The sequence below is a fragment of the Synechococcus sp. CCY 9618 genome, from assembly GCF_019038415.1.
In the GTDB taxonomy this organism is placed as follows: Bacteria; Cyanobacteriota; Cyanobacteriia; order PCC-6307; family Cyanobiaceae; genus Cyanobium.
The window spans coordinates 40,093-53,791 of record NZ_JAFKRG010000010.1; the positions used below are offsets into that span (position 1 = coordinate 40,093).

13 protein-coding genes are annotated in these 13,699 nt (G+C 68.0%); 7 read left to right on the forward strand and 6 right to left on the reverse strand.

The features are described 5' to 3' along the window. The first annotated feature begins 1 nt into the window (after position 1). Complete coding sequence (gene trpC / locus KUG41_RS03215; protein WP_216901003.1) at positions 2-886, forward strand: indole-3-glycerol phosphate synthase TrpC; 885 nt, start codon at positions 2-4, stop codon at positions 884-886. Here the strand turns inward: trpC and KUG41_RS03220 are convergent. The 3 genes from KUG41_RS03220 to KUG41_RS03230 are packed head-to-tail and all read right to left on the reverse strand — an operon-like array spanning position 873 to position 3,849. Further along, positions 873-1,568, reverse strand: a complete 696-nt coding sequence (locus KUG41_RS03220; protein WP_216901005.1) for an ATP-binding cassette domain-containing protein — start codon at positions 1,566-1,568, stop codon at positions 873-875. The two genes, trpC and KUG41_RS03220, sit on opposite strands and share 14 nt — an antisense overlap. Further along, positions 1,568-2,761 carry an ABC transporter permease DevC gene (gene devC, locus KUG41_RS03225; RefSeq protein WP_216901007.1) on the reverse strand — a complete coding sequence of 398 codons (1,194 nt, stop codon included), beginning with the start codon at positions 2,759-2,761 and terminating at the stop codon, positions 1,568-1,570. Before devC ends, KUG41_RS03220 begins: the two co-directional genes overlap by 1 nt. Then, positions 2,758-3,849 carry an HlyD family efflux transporter periplasmic adaptor subunit gene (locus tag KUG41_RS03230; RefSeq protein ID WP_216901009.1) on the reverse strand — a complete coding sequence of 364 codons (1,092 nt, stop codon included), beginning with the start codon at positions 3,847-3,849 and terminating at the stop codon, positions 2,758-2,760. The genes devC and KUG41_RS03230 overlap by 4 nt, the downstream gene beginning before the upstream one ends. A 112-nt stretch (positions 3,850-3,961) precedes the next feature. On the opposite strand from KUG41_RS03230, the gene KUG41_RS03235 reads away from it, so the two are divergent. Further along, positions 3,962-4,597 (forward strand): TetR/AcrR family transcriptional regulator, encoded by a 636-nt coding sequence (locus KUG41_RS03235; RefSeq protein ID WP_254216788.1) that lies wholly within the window; start codon positions 3,962-3,964, stop codon positions 4,595-4,597. A 552-nt stretch (positions 4,598-5,149) separates the two neighbouring features. Here the strand turns inward: KUG41_RS03235 and rpsD are convergent. Then, positions 5,150-5,758, reverse strand: a complete 609-nt coding sequence (gene rpsD / locus KUG41_RS03240; protein WP_216901013.1) for a 30S ribosomal protein S4 — start codon at positions 5,756-5,758, stop codon at positions 5,150-5,152. 92 nt (positions 5,759-5,850) lie between these two features. Here rpsD and yidD point away from each other — a divergent pair, with 92 nt between their 5' ends. The 4 genes from yidD (at position 5,851) to aqpZ (ending at position 8,825) form a co-directional block, all read left to right on the forward strand. Beyond that, on the forward strand, positions 5,851-6,132 hold the full coding sequence (gene yidD / locus KUG41_RS03245) for a membrane protein insertion efficiency factor YidD (protein ID WP_216901015.1): 282 nt from the start codon (positions 5,851-5,853) through the stop codon (positions 6,130-6,132). Continuing rightward, positions 6,132-6,413, forward strand: coding sequence for a glutaredoxin family protein (locus KUG41_RS03250; protein ID WP_254216789.1), 282 nt, complete (start codon positions 6,132-6,134; stop codon positions 6,411-6,413). Before yidD ends, KUG41_RS03250 begins: the two co-directional genes overlap by 1 nt. Before the next feature lie 60 nt (positions 6,414-6,473). Then, on the forward strand, positions 6,474-8,006 hold the full coding sequence (locus KUG41_RS03255; protein WP_216901017.1) for a UDP-N-acetylmuramoyl-L-alanyl-D-glutamate--2,6-diaminopimelate ligase: 1,533 nt from the start codon (positions 6,474-6,476) through the stop codon (positions 8,004-8,006). Between the two features lie 96 nt (positions 8,007-8,102). Continuing rightward, the gene (gene aqpZ / locus KUG41_RS03260) at positions 8,103-8,825 is read left to right on the forward strand and encodes an aquaporin Z (RefSeq protein WP_216901131.1); all 723 of its coding nucleotides are present in this window, start codon (positions 8,103-8,105) and stop codon (positions 8,823-8,825) included. Here the strand turns inward: aqpZ and KUG41_RS03265 are convergent. Beyond that, the gene (locus KUG41_RS03265) at positions 8,792-10,030 is read right to left on the reverse strand and encodes an aminotransferase class V-fold PLP-dependent enzyme (protein ID WP_216901019.1); all 1,239 of its coding nucleotides are present in this window, start codon (positions 10,028-10,030) and stop codon (positions 8,792-8,794) included. The two genes, aqpZ and KUG41_RS03265, sit on opposite strands and share 34 nt — an antisense overlap. Before the next feature lie 2,436 nt (positions 10,031-12,466). On the opposite strand from KUG41_RS03265, the gene KUG41_RS03270 reads away from it, so the two are divergent. Then, on the forward strand, positions 12,467-12,661 hold the full coding sequence (locus KUG41_RS03270; protein WP_216901021.1) for a hypothetical protein: 195 nt from the start codon (positions 12,467-12,469) through the stop codon (positions 12,659-12,661). Positions 12,662-13,273: 612 nt separating this feature from the next. Here the strand turns inward: KUG41_RS03270 and KUG41_RS03275 are convergent. Next, positions 13,274-13,462 (reverse strand): hypothetical protein, encoded by a 189-nt coding sequence (locus KUG41_RS03275; RefSeq protein WP_254216798.1) that lies wholly within the window; start codon positions 13,460-13,462, stop codon positions 13,274-13,276. Positions 13,463-13,699: the final 237 nt, after the last annotated feature.

The following is a 13,699-nucleotide window of genomic DNA, read 5'->3' on the forward strand; positions in this document are numbered from 1 at the left end:
GATGGAGATCCGCCGCCGGCCCCCCAACCCCTCGGTGCGGGTGGCCCACCTGGAATTCGGCACGCCCCATCCCGAGGAGAGCCCCCGCCACATCCTTGAGGAGATCGTCTGGGAGAAGGACCGGGAGGTGACCGCCGCCCGGGAGCGGGTGAGCCTGGAGGCCCTCAAGCAGCAGGTGGCCGACCTGCCCCCAACCCGGGACTTCCGGGCTGCCCTGCGGGCCAGCTGCCGCAAGCCGGCGGTGATCGCCGAGATCAAGAAGGCCAGCCCCAGCAAGGGGGTGATCCGGGAGGATTTCGAGCCGGTGGCCATCGCCCGCGGCTACGAAGGCGGCGGCGCCAGCTGCCTGTCGGTGCTCACTGACAAGCGCTTCTTCCAGGGGGGCTTTGAGGTGCTGGTGGCGGTGCGGGAGGCGGTGGAGCTGCCGCTGCTGTGCAAGGACTTCATCCTCACTCCCTACCAGCTGTTCCAGGCCCGGGCCGCCGGGGCCGACGCGGCCCTGCTGATCGCGGCGATCCTCACCGACCAGGACCTGGCCTACCTGCTCAAAGTGGCCCGGGGCCTGGGGCTGGCGGTGCTGGTGGAGGTCCACGACGCCGCCGAGATGGAGCGGGTGCTGGCCTTGGAGGGGGTGGAGCTGATCGGCATCAACAACCGCGATCTGGCCAGCTTCAGCGTGGATCTGGCCACCACCGAGCAGCTGATGGAGCGCTACGGCGAACAGGTGCGTGCCCGCGGCGCCCTGCTGGTGAGCGAATCGGGCCTGTTCAGCCGCGCCGACCTGGACCGGGCCGTGGGGGCCGGGGCCGATGCGGTGCTGGTGGGGGAGGCGCTGATGCGCCAGGACGATGTGACGGCGGCCCTGGAGGCTCTCATCGGGGGCTGAGCCGGCCGTCCTCCACGGCCACGATCCGGTCGGCCACATCGAGGATGCGGCTGTCGTGGGTCACCATCAGGATCGTGCAGCCCTGCTCCCGGGCCAGGCGCTGCATCAGGCCCACCACCTCCCGGCCGGAGTGGCTGTCGAGGGCGGCGGTGGGTTCATCGGCCAGCACCAGGGGCGGCGCGCTCACCAGGGCCCGCGCAACGGCCACCCGCTGCTTCTGACCGCCGGAGAGCTGACCCGGGTAGGCCTGCCGGTGGGCGTCGAGTCCTACGGCGGCGAGCATGGCCCCGGCCCGCTCCGCCATGGCGTCGGCGTCCAGGCTGCCGTCCAGCTCCAGGGCCATCCGCACGTTCTCCAGGGCGGTGAGGCTGCGGTGCAGGTTGTGGGCCTGGAAGATGTAGCCGTGCCGCCGCCGAGCCAGGGTCAGCTGCTTCGGGCCGGCCCCCTTCAGCTCACGGCCGAGGATGCGGAGGCTGCCGGCCTGGGCGGAGCGCAGCCCGCCGATGAGGGTGAGCAGGGTGGTCTTGCCGGAGCCGGAGGGGCCGGTGAGCAGGACGATTTCGCCGGCGTGGATCTCCAGGTCGATGCCGTCCAGCACCCGGCGGCGCAGGGGACCGGTGCCGAAGTGGTGCTCCAGGCCAGCGATGGCCACCACCGGCTCCGCTCCAGGGTGAGGCGCCATCAGAACAGTTCCGCCGGATCGGCCGCCTGCAGCCGGCGGCTGGCGATGGCGCCGGAGGCCAGACACATCAGCAGGGTGAGGCCAAACACCAGCAGGGCCCGCGGGGCGGTCATGGCGATGGGCAGGGCGGTGGCCCGGGCTGCCAGGGCATAGAGGCCCAGCTGCAGGGCGGCGCCGGGCAGGAAGCCGAGGGCCGCCAGCACCAGGGCCTGCTCCACCACCACCAGCAGCAGGTAGCGCTGGCGGAAGCCCATGGCCCGGAAGGTGGCGTACTCGCCCAGATGGGCGTTCACGTCGGTGGTCAGCACCTGGAAGACGATCACCACCCCCACCAGGAAGGCCATCGCGGTGCCGAGCCCGAAGATCACGCCGATGGGGCTGGCGGTGCGCCAGTAGCTCTCCTCGAAGCGCACGTAATCGGCCAGGGTGAGCACCCGCACGTCCTCCGGCAGATGCCGCTGCACCGCGGCCGCCGCCCGGCGGGGGTCCACGCCGGGCTCAAGCCGCAGCAGTCCGAGGCTGAGGCTGCCCGGATCCCGGTGCGGGAACAGCCGCAGCAGGGTCTGGTCCCCCATCACCAGGGTGGCGTCGGCGCCGAAGGACGCCCCGAGGGAGAACAGGCCGGCGATGGTGAGGCTGCGGCGCTCGGCTTCGGTGCTGACGCTCTGGCCCTGCTCCAGCAGGGCGATGGTCTCGGCGTAGGGGCCGCGGGCCAGGCGATCGAAGAGCACGGTGTCAGTCAGCTTGAGCCGGTCGCGCTGGCGGTTCAGCTCCGGCAGGTTCAGAACCCGGGCGTCAGGGTCCACCCCCAGCACCTGCACGGTGGCGTTCCGGCGGGTCTGGGGGTTGCGCCAGCTGAGGTTCTGGAGGTAGAGGCCCTGCCCATCGGCCACGCCGGGCACATCCCTGGCCTGGAGCAGGCGCCGGCGCGGAAAGGTGGAGAGGCTCTGGAGGTTCTGGGCCTTCGGGCTGAGCAGCACCAGCTCGGCCACCAGGGTGCGGTTGAGCAGGGTGTTGGCGTCGTAGAGGGCGGCCTGGAAGCCCAGCTGGGTGAACATCAGCACGTTGGCGAAGGCGATGCCGGCCAGGGCCACGGCCAGGCGGCCGCGGTCGTGGCGCAGTTGCCGCCAGCCGAGGGGCAGGCGCCGGCGGCTGCGGCGGACGAGGGCCGCGATCCGGGGGGGCAGGTTCATCGCTCGATCCGGGCCGTCACCTGCAGCTGGGAGAGCGCGGCGGCCCGGCGGCTGCTGGCCGGGCTGAGCAGGGCCTGCACCTCCACCACCCGGCTGTCGTTGTTGGCGCTGGGGTCGGTGTTGATCAGGCTCTGGCGTTTCACCAGGGCCCCGATGCGGCTGATGCGGCCCTCCAGCGGCTGGGCCAGGGCCGGACTGGTGATGGTCACCGGGGCGCCGAGGCGCACCCGCCGCAGATCGCTCTGGTACACCTCGGCCACCACCTGCATGGCCTCGGTGCGGCCCATCTGCACCAGGCCTTCGCTGCCGATGGCCTCTCCGGGCCGGGTCAGCACCGAGAGGATCCTGCCGCTGATGGGCGCCCGCACCAGGCTGTCCTCCCGCTCGGCCAGCACCCGCACCAGGGCGGCGCCGGCCTGTTCACGCTGGCGGCGGGCCGCCGCCACATCGGGTCCGTCCGCGCCGGGCAGGCCCGGGGAGGTCTGGAAACGGCGCAGCACGGCCCTGGCTTCGGCCAGCTGGGCCTGGGCCGTTTCGCGGCTCAGGCGCCTGGCATCCCGCAGGGAGGCGGAGACGGCGCCGTTCGCGAACAGGGACTCGTGGCGGGCCTCCTCCAGGCGGGCTGTGCGGAATTCGGCCTCCAGGCGCGCCACCCGGGCCGCTTGCACCTGCTGTTCACGGCGCTGGTCGGCCACGGCCACCTCCAGACGCGCCTCGGCCAGCCGCAGCTGGGCCGTCGCCTCCCCCACGGCAGCCTCCAGGCGCGGCTGGCTGTCAAGCACGGCGATGACGCTGCCGCTCTCGACCCGATCCCCTTCCTCCACCCGCAGCTGGCGCAGCCGGGCCGGGGCACCGCCCGGAGAGGCGGCCGGTGGTGCCACGGTGATCACTTCCCCCACCGGCTCCAGGCGGCCGAGGGCGGTGACGCTGGTGGGGGGCGACTCCGGGTTCAGGGCGGCTGAGGTCGCCGGTCGGGGCGCCGCGCCGCCCCGGTGCACGAGGACGGCCACGCCGATGCCGAGGGCAACGGTGGTGGCGGTGGCGAGCCAGGGCCGCAGCGGCCGGCGCAGGGAAAGGGGCTGGTCCATGGGAGGGGGACCGGACAACGAATAAAACTAAACCGTCTAGTCTGGTTTTTGGCAAGCCCGTTTCCCTGGCCGCCTGCCGGGCGCCACCATGGATCCATTCGCTGCCTGTGCCTTGGTCCCTCCCGTCCGCCAGCTCTCGGAGGCAAAGGCGGCGGCGATCCTGGCCGGCGCCATGCAGGAATTCCTGGCCCAGGGCTACGCCGCCACCAGCATGGACCGGGTGGCCCGTGCCGCCGGCGTCTCCAAGGCCACCGTCTACAGCCACTACGCCGACAAGGAGTCCCTGTTCCAGGCCCTCAGCCGCCACCTGATCGAGCGCCGTTTCGCCCTGCTGTTCGGCGGCGATCAGGTGGCGGCGCTGCCCCCGGATCCCCGCCAGGCCCTGCAGGCGCTGGCCCGGCGGATGCTGGCGGTGCATGCCACCCAGCCGGAGTTCCTGGCCTTCCTGCGCCTGCTGATCGGGGAATCGGATCGCTTTCCGGCCCTGGCGCAGGGGTTCATGACCCAGGTCCACCAGAAGAGCTTCCTGGCGGTGACCGAACTGGTGAGCGGCTGTCCAGGCCGCGCTCAGGGAGACCCCACCCTGCTGGCCATGGTCTTCCTGGGCTCCCTGATCCATGTGGTGATGGGCCAGGACATGCTCCACGGCCGGGAGGTGCTGCCGATCGACAGGGAGGCCTTCGCCGCGGGCCTGGTGGACCTGCTCTGTCCGGTTTGTCCCCAGGACGGATCTGGCCCCCCGGACTGATCGGACCGCCCACCGCCAGCAGGGCGGGGGCTCAGGCCTTGCGGCCGGATGGGAGCGGCCTGCTTGATGTCCTGCCCGAGGCAGGAGATCCGGGTCTCTGGCGTCCATGGGATGGGCGTGTCATCGCCCGGCGGCACACCACCGTGGTGGAGGGGTGCCGTTTCATCAGGATCGGCCCATGAGCCGAATGGCGCTCTCCTGCTGCTGTCGCACCAAGCACTGATGAACGACTTCGACTTTCTCGCTTTTCTCCTTTCTGGCAAGGGTCTCCATGGGGAGGTTGTGGAGTGGATCCTCAGGGAAATAGGGGGCTGCTGGGTTCCGGGCGTATGAGCCGGTTTCTCCTGTTGGCCAGGCGTTCGCGGCCAGCGTTTTTCGATGGACCGGGAGAGGTGGGTTCCCGCGGAGCAAGGAAGATTGGCTCCGATCTCCGCCCCATCAACTTGATCGGTGTCACCAGCCCAGCTGAGCTCCCCTCCTGCCCCGTTGGGGAGGGGCATGAAAAAGCCCCCGCCGCAGGGCGAGGGCCAGGGGGCTGAAGTCTGGGCGAGTTCAGACCTTGCGGCTGTAGAACTCCACCACCAGCAGTTCGTTGATTTCCAGGGCCACCCATTCGCGCTCGATGCGGCCGCCCACCTTGGCGGTCATCTTGGCTTTGTCGAATTCGAGATGGGGCGGAATGTTGGCCAGACCGGGGAAGGCCAGGTTGGCCTCGGCGAGGGTCTTGCTGCACTTGCGCTCGCGGATGGCGACCACGTCGCCGGCCCGGCACTGGTAGCTGGGAATGTCCACCACCCGGCCGTTCACGGTCACGTGGCCATGGTTCACCAGCTGGCGGGCGCCGGGGACGGTGGGGCCGAGGCCGAGGCGGAAGCAGATGTTGTCGAGACGGCCCTCGAGCAGCTTGAGCAGGTTGGTTCCGGTGGAACCCTCCTGGGCACGGGCTTTCTTCACGTAGCGCACCAGCTGACGTTCGGAAATGCCGTAGTTGAAACGCAGTTTCTGCTTTTCTTCGAGACGGATCGCGTATTCGGAGCGCTTGCGACGGGCTTGGCCGTGCTGACCGGGGGGATAAGACCGTTTGGCGGCCTTACGGGTGAGACCGGGAAGGTCCCCCAAGCGCCGCGTGATCCTCAGGCGAGGGCCGCGGTAGCGAGACATAAGGGAAGGTGACGGAGGTGGATCGTGCGGCCCGGAGGCCGAACGGCGGAGCCCACGGCTGCGGCATGCTGGGTTGACCCGGATGCCCGCGCGTGCAGCGCCAACCACCCACCCTAGACGCCGGCGAACCTCCGGCATTCCTTGCCCGGCTGTCGGCCGCGGTGGCCGCCCTGCTGCTGGGCCTGATCGGCGCCTACCGCCGCTGGCTGTCGCCCCTGCTGGGGCCGCGCTGCCGCTTCATCCCCAGCTGCAGCGCCTACGGCCTGGAGGCGATCGGCCGCCACGGGCCCTGGAGAGGGGGCTGGCTCACCCTGAGGCGCATCGGCCGCTGCCACCCCTTCACCCCCTGCGGCTGCGACCCGGTGCCGGACTGATGCCCGAACGGATCGCCGAACTGGTGCTGTTCACCCGCCAGGGCTGCTGCCTCTGCGAGGGGCTGGAGGAGAAGCTGCAGGCGCTGGATCCGCCCCAGCCCCTGCGGGTGATCGATGTGGACACTGACCCGGCCCTGCAGGCTCGCTATGGGTTCACCGTGCCGGTGCTGGCCCTGGCCGGGCCCGGCGGCGGGCGGCCGCTGCGGGAGCTGCCGCGGGTGTCCCCCCGGCTGGCGGGAGCCCAGCTGCGGGCCTGGCTGAGCAAGCAGGGCGTGGGCTGAGCGCCACGCTTAGAAAGGCGCCAGCTTCGTCCCGCCAGCCGGGGGGACACCCGATTCGCCATGGCCCAGCTGCTCCTGCCGCTCCTGCACCAGGTGGGTCTTCCCCCTCTGGAAGACCCCGACGGTGCCCTGGCCGGCGCCGAGGTGAGTGGCGTCAGCTGTGATTCCCGCCGCGTCGGCCCCGGCAGCCTGTTCGTGGGTCTGCCCGGCACGGCGGTGGATGGGGGCAGCTTCTGGCCCCGGGCGCTGGAGGCCGGTGCCTTGGCGGCGGTGATCGGGCCGGCGGCGGCGGCCGCCTGTCCCCCGGCCCCGGGGGATCCGGTGCTGGTGGTGGAGCCGCCCCTGGCCCGCTGGGCCGGGCTGCTGGCGGCCGAATTCTGGGGTCAGCCGAGCCGGCACCTGGCCCTGATCGGCGTCACCGGCACCAACGGCAAGACCACCACCACCTACCTGATCGAGCACCTGGCGGAGGCCTGCGGCCAGCCGGCTGCCCTGTTCGGCACTCTGCAGAACCGCTGGCCCGGCCACAGCGCCACCGCCACCCACACCACCGCCTTCGCCGACCTGCTCCAGGCCGACCTGGCCCAGGCGGCGGCGGCCGGCAGCGCCATCGCGGCCATGGAGGTGAGCTCCCACGCCCTCGACCAGCAGCGGGTGGCAGGCTGCCGCTTCGCCGGGGCCGTGTTCACCAACCTCACCCAGGACCATCTCGACTACCACCCCTCGATGGAGGCCTACTTCGAGGCCAAGGCCCTGCTGTTCGCACCCGAGCTGCTGGAGGGGGGCGCGGTGGTGAACAGCGACGACCCCTGGGGCGCCCGCCTGGCCGAACGCCTGCGGCCCTCCGGAAAAGGGGGCGACGGCCCTGCCCCCTGCTGGCGCTGCTCCTTGAGCGACCCGGCCGCCGAGCTGCGCATCAGCGATCTGGTGATGGGCGCCGACGGGGTGAGCGGCCGGCTGCACAGCCCGGTGGGAGAGGGGACCTTCCGCTCGCCGCTGGTGGGCCGCTTCAACCTGATGAACCTGCTGGAGGCGGTGGGGGCCCTGCTGCAGCAGGGTCTGCCCCTGCCGGCGCTCCTCGAGGGGCTGGCCAGCTTCCGGGGAGTGCCGGGGCGCATGGAGCGGGTGCCCGGGCCGGCGGGCCCCCCCCTGCCAGCGGTCCTGGTGGACTACGCCCACACCCCCGACGGCCTGGAAAACGCCCTGGCGGCCTGCCGGCCCTTCACCGGCGGCCGGCTGATCTGCGTGTTCGGCTGCGGCGGCGACCGGGACCGCAGCAAGCGCCCCCAGATGGCGGCCATCGCCGCCCGCCTGGCCGATGCGGTGGTGGTCACCTCCGACAACCCCCGCACCGAAGACCCCCAGCGGATCCTCAACGACGTGGTGGCCGGCATTCCCGCTGGCACCGAGCTGGTGGTGGAGGGCGACCGGGCCGCCGCAATCGCGGCGACGATCGCGGCGGCGGCGCCGGCGGATCTGGTGCTGATCGCCGGCAAGGGTCACGAGGACTACCAGATCCTCGGCACCACCAAGGTGCATTTCGATGATCGGGAGGAAGCCCAGCGGGCGCTTCAGGCGCGGGCTGCCGGTTGAAGTTTTCTCGCATGTGTTGTTGCGATCCGTCCTGAAGGGGCACGGCCGGAAATAATCGGCGTGTCGCATCTCGGTTGCATGTCTTCCTCCATTCCCATGCCGAAAAAGTTCCTGGCGGAACTGATCGGCACCTTCTGGCTGGTGCTGGGCGGTTGCGGCAGCGCCGTACTGGCCGCTGTCTTTCCCTATGACAGTCCTGTTGCGAACCCCCTCGGCCTGGGTTTTCTGGGTGTCTCCCTGGCGTTCGGTCTCACCCTGCTCACGGCGGTGTATGCCATCGGCCATATCTCTGGCTGCCACATCAACCCTGCGGTGAGTTTCGGCCTCTGGGCCGGCGGGAAATTCCCTGGCTCCGGTCTGCTTCCCTACATCGGCGCCCAGGTGCTCGGTGGTGTGATCGCCGGTGGAGTGATCCTGCTGGTGGCCAATGGCCGCCCGGGCTTTGAGCTGGCGGGCAGCAATCCCCTGGCCACCAATGGGTTCGGTGCCCACTCACCGGGGGGCTACGGCCTGCTCTCCGCCCTGGTGATTGAGGTGATCCTCACTTTCATCTTCCTGCTGGTGATTCTTGGTGCCACCCACAAGCAGGAGCTCAGTGCCGTCGCCGGCGCCCCGATCGGGCTTGCCCTTACCCTGATCCACCTGGTCAGCATTCCGGTCACCAACACCTCAGTGAATCCGGCCCGCAGCACCGGCGTGGCCCTCTGGGTGGGCGGCGATGCCATCGGCCAGTTGTGGTTGTTCTGGCTGGCGCCGATCGCCGGTGCCCTGCTGGCCGGTCTGTTCTACAAGGCGGTTTTCGCCGCCACCGAGAGCTGATCCAGCAGCCGGTCCACCTCGGCGGCGGTGGTCACCAGGTGGGTGCAGGCCCGGATGCAGGCGGGCGATTCCAGGGTCCGCAGCCAGCTGCCTTGCGCCCCCAGCCGCCCCACCACCGCGGCGGGATCCAGGGGCGCGCCGCCGGGGGCGGCCATGGTGAAACTCACCAGGCCGGCGGGGGGCGGCACCTGCAGCAGGCTGCGGACCCCGGGGATCCGCTGCAGGCCGTGCCAGAGCTGGCCGCTGCGCTCCCGGATTGCCCTCAGCCGCTCCTCGGCGCTGCCCTCGGCCTCCAGCAGCTCCAGGGAGCGGGCCAGGCCGGCGAACAGGGGCGTGCAGGAGGTGGCCACCTCAAAGCGGCGGGCATCGCCGTGGTAGCCGCCGGCACCGGGCCCGTCGTGGGCGAGGCTGCGCCAGCCCACCAGGGTGGGGCTGCTGGTGGCCAGCAGCCGGCTGGAGAGGGCCACGGCCCCCAGGCCTTCAGGCCCGCAGCACCACTTGTGGCCCGTGCAGGCATAGATGTCGGCGGCGGCGGCGGCCGCGGCCACCGGCAGGCTGCCCAGGGACTGGGCCCCATCCACCAGCAGCCAGGGGTGGCCGGGATGGGCGGCCAGCTGGCCCGCCACCGCCGCGATCGGCATCAGCTGGCCGGTGTTCCAGAGCAGGTGGGAGAGCACCACCAGCCGGGTGCGGGGGGTGAGGGCCGCCTCCAGCCGCTCGCCCACCGCCTCCGCTGTGGCCTCCGCTTCACCGGTCAGGTCCGCCACCGCCAGGGAGGTGATCCGCAACTGATGGCGGTGGACCAGCTCCTCGAGGGCGGCCACCACCCCGTAGTGCTCGGCATCGCCGATCAGCAGCTCATCGCCGGCCTGCCAGGGGAGGCCCCAGAGGGGCAACACGCAGCCGGAGGTGACGTTCTCGGTGAAGGCCAGCCGCTCCGGTGCCACCCCGAACCAGTCGGCCAGCCGCTGGCGCAGGCCGGTGACGGTGCGGTTGACGTACGGCCAGACATTGTCGCTGAACGGTCCCAGCTCCTGGATGGTGGCGAACGCATCGGTGATCGCCGCCAGGGAGCTCTGCGGCAGCGGCCCCTGGCCGCCGTAGTTGAAGTAGGTCTTGTTGGCCAGGGCGGGCAGTTGATCCCGCAGGGGGACTGGCCGCTGGGGCTCTGAGCGTTGCTTAAGTCGTGGCCCAGGGTCGGTCATTCAGCGTGTGATCTTGACGTACAGGAAGCATGCCAGCTACATCCGCAAGGGGCGGGTGGGCTACCGGATCCAGCGGGGCGTCCCTAAGCACTGGTTGACTGGCGACGTCGGAACCCCACGATCTACAGGCGGCACGAGCAGAACGTTCGTGCTCGTTGCCGGAGCGTGATCAAGACTTTTCTGACACGATCCAAGGATCCACCGGATCAGGAGGCATCTGCTGTTGACCTGGTGTTGGCCTGCGCTGAGATGTTTTGGAGGATCTTCGATGGGTTCTGCATGATGATATCCGTCTGGATTTAGGGAATCAGTGGATTTTGATTCGAAGGACCCTGTGCTTTGCGTTTGTTTTCGCATTGAAGATGGAATGGCCTGTGCAGAGCCACGCGGTGGACTCTTGGGTGGTGGATTCTTGCAATCACAGAGGATGAGTCTAGGGCGAAGTCCTTGTAATCCATGGATTCTCTTCTGCCCCCCATCGGGCGATAAATCTTGCATCAGACTGTTCGGAATCTCGGCCTCATGTGGTGGTACTCAAGTGTTTGGCTAAGGATTGAAGCCATGGGATAGGAGACAGAAAACAACCTGCGATGGTCTTCGTTGAAATTTCTGTCGCCTTGGCGGCACCTTTCCTGGTGTGTCTTTGGTCCTTTCTCTTGATCAGGTCCTGGGAAGGAAATCCCATTCTGGTCGACGAGACTTCATGGTAGATGTACGCTTACCACAAGCCTCTTCGCTCTGATGCGACGCTTCCTTGTTGCTTGTGTTGTTTTCTTCGCCCTTTCTCCGGCTTCTGCGGCCACGTATTGCGATCCCAAGAGGGGCTGTTCACTTCCATTGCATATGTTGGGTGTCCGGGGAATGACCGTTTTTCTCGCAAGAGCACGGATCCCTGTGAAAGTTGATCGTTGTGAGCCAGGGGTTCTTGTCCAGTTCAGTCCGCGTCCAGTCTCTATTGGAAGCATGACAATCTGTACGAGTGCGTTCAAGCGGGGAGTAGCAGGGCTGAGTGAAGAGTTCCGTCATGAAATGATTCACGCCGCTCAATTCTGTAAAGCAGAGAACAATGAGACGCGTGGCTTCTTGCCGATTTCAGACGATGGGACCAGTGTGCCCAAGCAAGGTCAGCATGTTGGGACCTATCGGCATCATGTTGGAGGCCAGTACGGGCTCTTGACTGAGCACGAAGCTCACACTTATGAAACTGCCAGCGACCGAGATGTCCTCACGATCTTTCGGAATTACTGCATTGACCGTAGAAAGACGAATACAGGCCCCTCATCGGGCCTGAGGGCTCTCCAGCTCATTGGCTGGGGTGGGTAATGACAGCTTGGATCGATAAAACTGTGTTGACCTAAGTCACGAAAGCATTTGGCTTGACCGTGATGATGTTTTTCTGCTATTCCGATGCCTACAGTTCTGAATGACCCGTAAGCCCGTGGCGGCAGCCTTGCTGAACTTCCGGAGGAGTTGGCCGCCTTGTGAGATGAGAGCAGAGCCACTTCTCTTGGCAGCCTTGATCGCTGCTTTGACCAAAGCATGGTCCTTGAGCCTTCGGTTTCCGTTGTTGCGGCTGTGTGATGGCCTTGAAGGAGGAAATAGAGGGACTGGAGTGTGAAGTGGAAGGCCTTTCTTTGTCAAACCTAGTCCCTGACTTCGTTCACGACGGACGGGTGGAAGATGGTTTGGTCTCATGGTGCCTCCCCGAGACCTGTTTGGTCTTCCTTAGGCATCCCTCCAAAGAAAGCGAATCAGGCTGCTTTCAGCTTGCTATCCTTGCTCTGGGAATCAATATATACCATGAGACTTCTGAGGTTAATCTGTTATAAGAGTGGCGAAGACGGCCAACAGAATAAAGCTGAACTTTCACGACAAGCCTGGTAAAGATGGACTTCTCCAGCACCACGCTCAAGCAAAGAAAGCAAACTCTTCCGTGAAGCGACTGATCCTGGAGTGGAGCTGCCGCCATGAATTCTTAGCTGTGGCTAAGGGCGGCGCAGAGGCCTCCTCTTGTTGGAGGTGGCGTGTGCGCATTTTGCATTGTCTCGCCTTCGGTTCCCCTGCCAGGATATTTCAGACTCTTAACCCTTCCCTTCCCCACGTCAAAGCGCTTGCGATAGCCGATGTCTTCGAGTTTGTTCTGGTCGCTGCCTCTGTTTCCAGCGCAGGCGCACATGAGTTCATGCCTTGGGGCAGGGAGCGTGGCCAAAGGCGTGGCCCAACCCCCCTCCCAATGGCATCAGACCCACTGCAATGACCAGGCCGAGGCAAGGACTTGCCCAGTTGAAACAGGTCTTGTTGGCCAGGGCGGGCAGTTGATCCCGCAGGGAGTGGCGTGGCTCGACGGGCAAGGAGTTTCTCAGGCTGACAGGCAAGCCTGGCAGCGAATCACCACCTCCGAGGAACGTTCGACTCGGAGGTCGATCAGTAGTGCCGATGCAGGCCAGGCCCCGGAGCGCCGAAGCCTGCGCCGGGACGGACACCGGCTCCGGAGGCAGGCCCCCCGAGACCGCCTGGATTCACGACGGGATCGGCTACCACCCCTGGGCCGGGTTCACCCACACCCGGTTCCCGGTCGAGGCCGGCCCCAGCCGCGCCGAAGCCCGCTCCCGGGGCCAGGCCTGCCCCTGAGGCAGGGCCGCCAAGACCGCCCGGATTCGGCCGTGCCCGTGCCCCATCGGTGATGATCGGGGCGAGGGCCACAGAGCAGACCATCAGCCAGGCGACGGCAGAGACTCTGTTCATGGCCGGTTGCGCTCAGGGGACGACCTTCTCTAGCAACCTCTGCGCTGCACGGCCCCATTTCCGTCCCTCTCTGCAACGGGTCGTGCCATGCACTGAGCGGCGTCATGCCTGCGGGAGGAAGGGGCTGGCGGCTCCCAGGCTGAGTTCAGGGGGATTCCGCCACGTCCTGCAGATAGGCGGGGTCGAGGCCCCTGCGTCTGCCTCTCCTGCCGGGAAGGCGCAGGGGGGGATCTTTGTGAGCGGACCGCTGGCGAAGGCATAGGCCAGGGATGTGATCGCCAGCCGCAGGCTTTCCCTGAACAGGGGTTCTGCGTTGATGGGGGTACGGCGTTGAGGCGCTGTATCAACCGGTCCTGGGACTGCTGCACCTGCCCCAGCAGCTCCTGCGTCAGCACGGCGTTGGGCTTGGCGCGATTGGTGGGGGTCAGCTCCCGGGAGGCGGCGGGCAGCCCTGGGATGGCCTGCACCCGGCCTGGGGCCCGCCTCAGGCAACCAGGTTCAGTTGTGCGAGATCACCTGACCCACCACCACGGCGGCCACGGCCGAGAACAGGGTGATCGCGAGGGCTGTGAGAGGGCTCTGGCCCTGGGCCACGGCCAGGGTGGTGATCACGCCGGCACCAAGGCTGGCCACCGCGAGCTGGGAAGTGAGTTCGCTGCCGGAGCGGGGGCTGGGGCTCGGAGTCACGGCGGCTTCCATCGGGGAGTTCGCATGACGCTACGGGCACAGATTCGTCCGGCACGGCATCAGCCGGGAAGCTGTTACCAGGCGTGGTTGTTCTTCATGAAGCCGTTACATCCGGATCGGTCCCTCTTGCCATGAAGTGGCTGAATCCATTGCTCGCCTGCAGGAACGGATTCAGCCGAATCCACTTGGCCGCCAGTGCTGACGAGGCTTTCCGCTGTTGACTGACGGGGTGGCCTG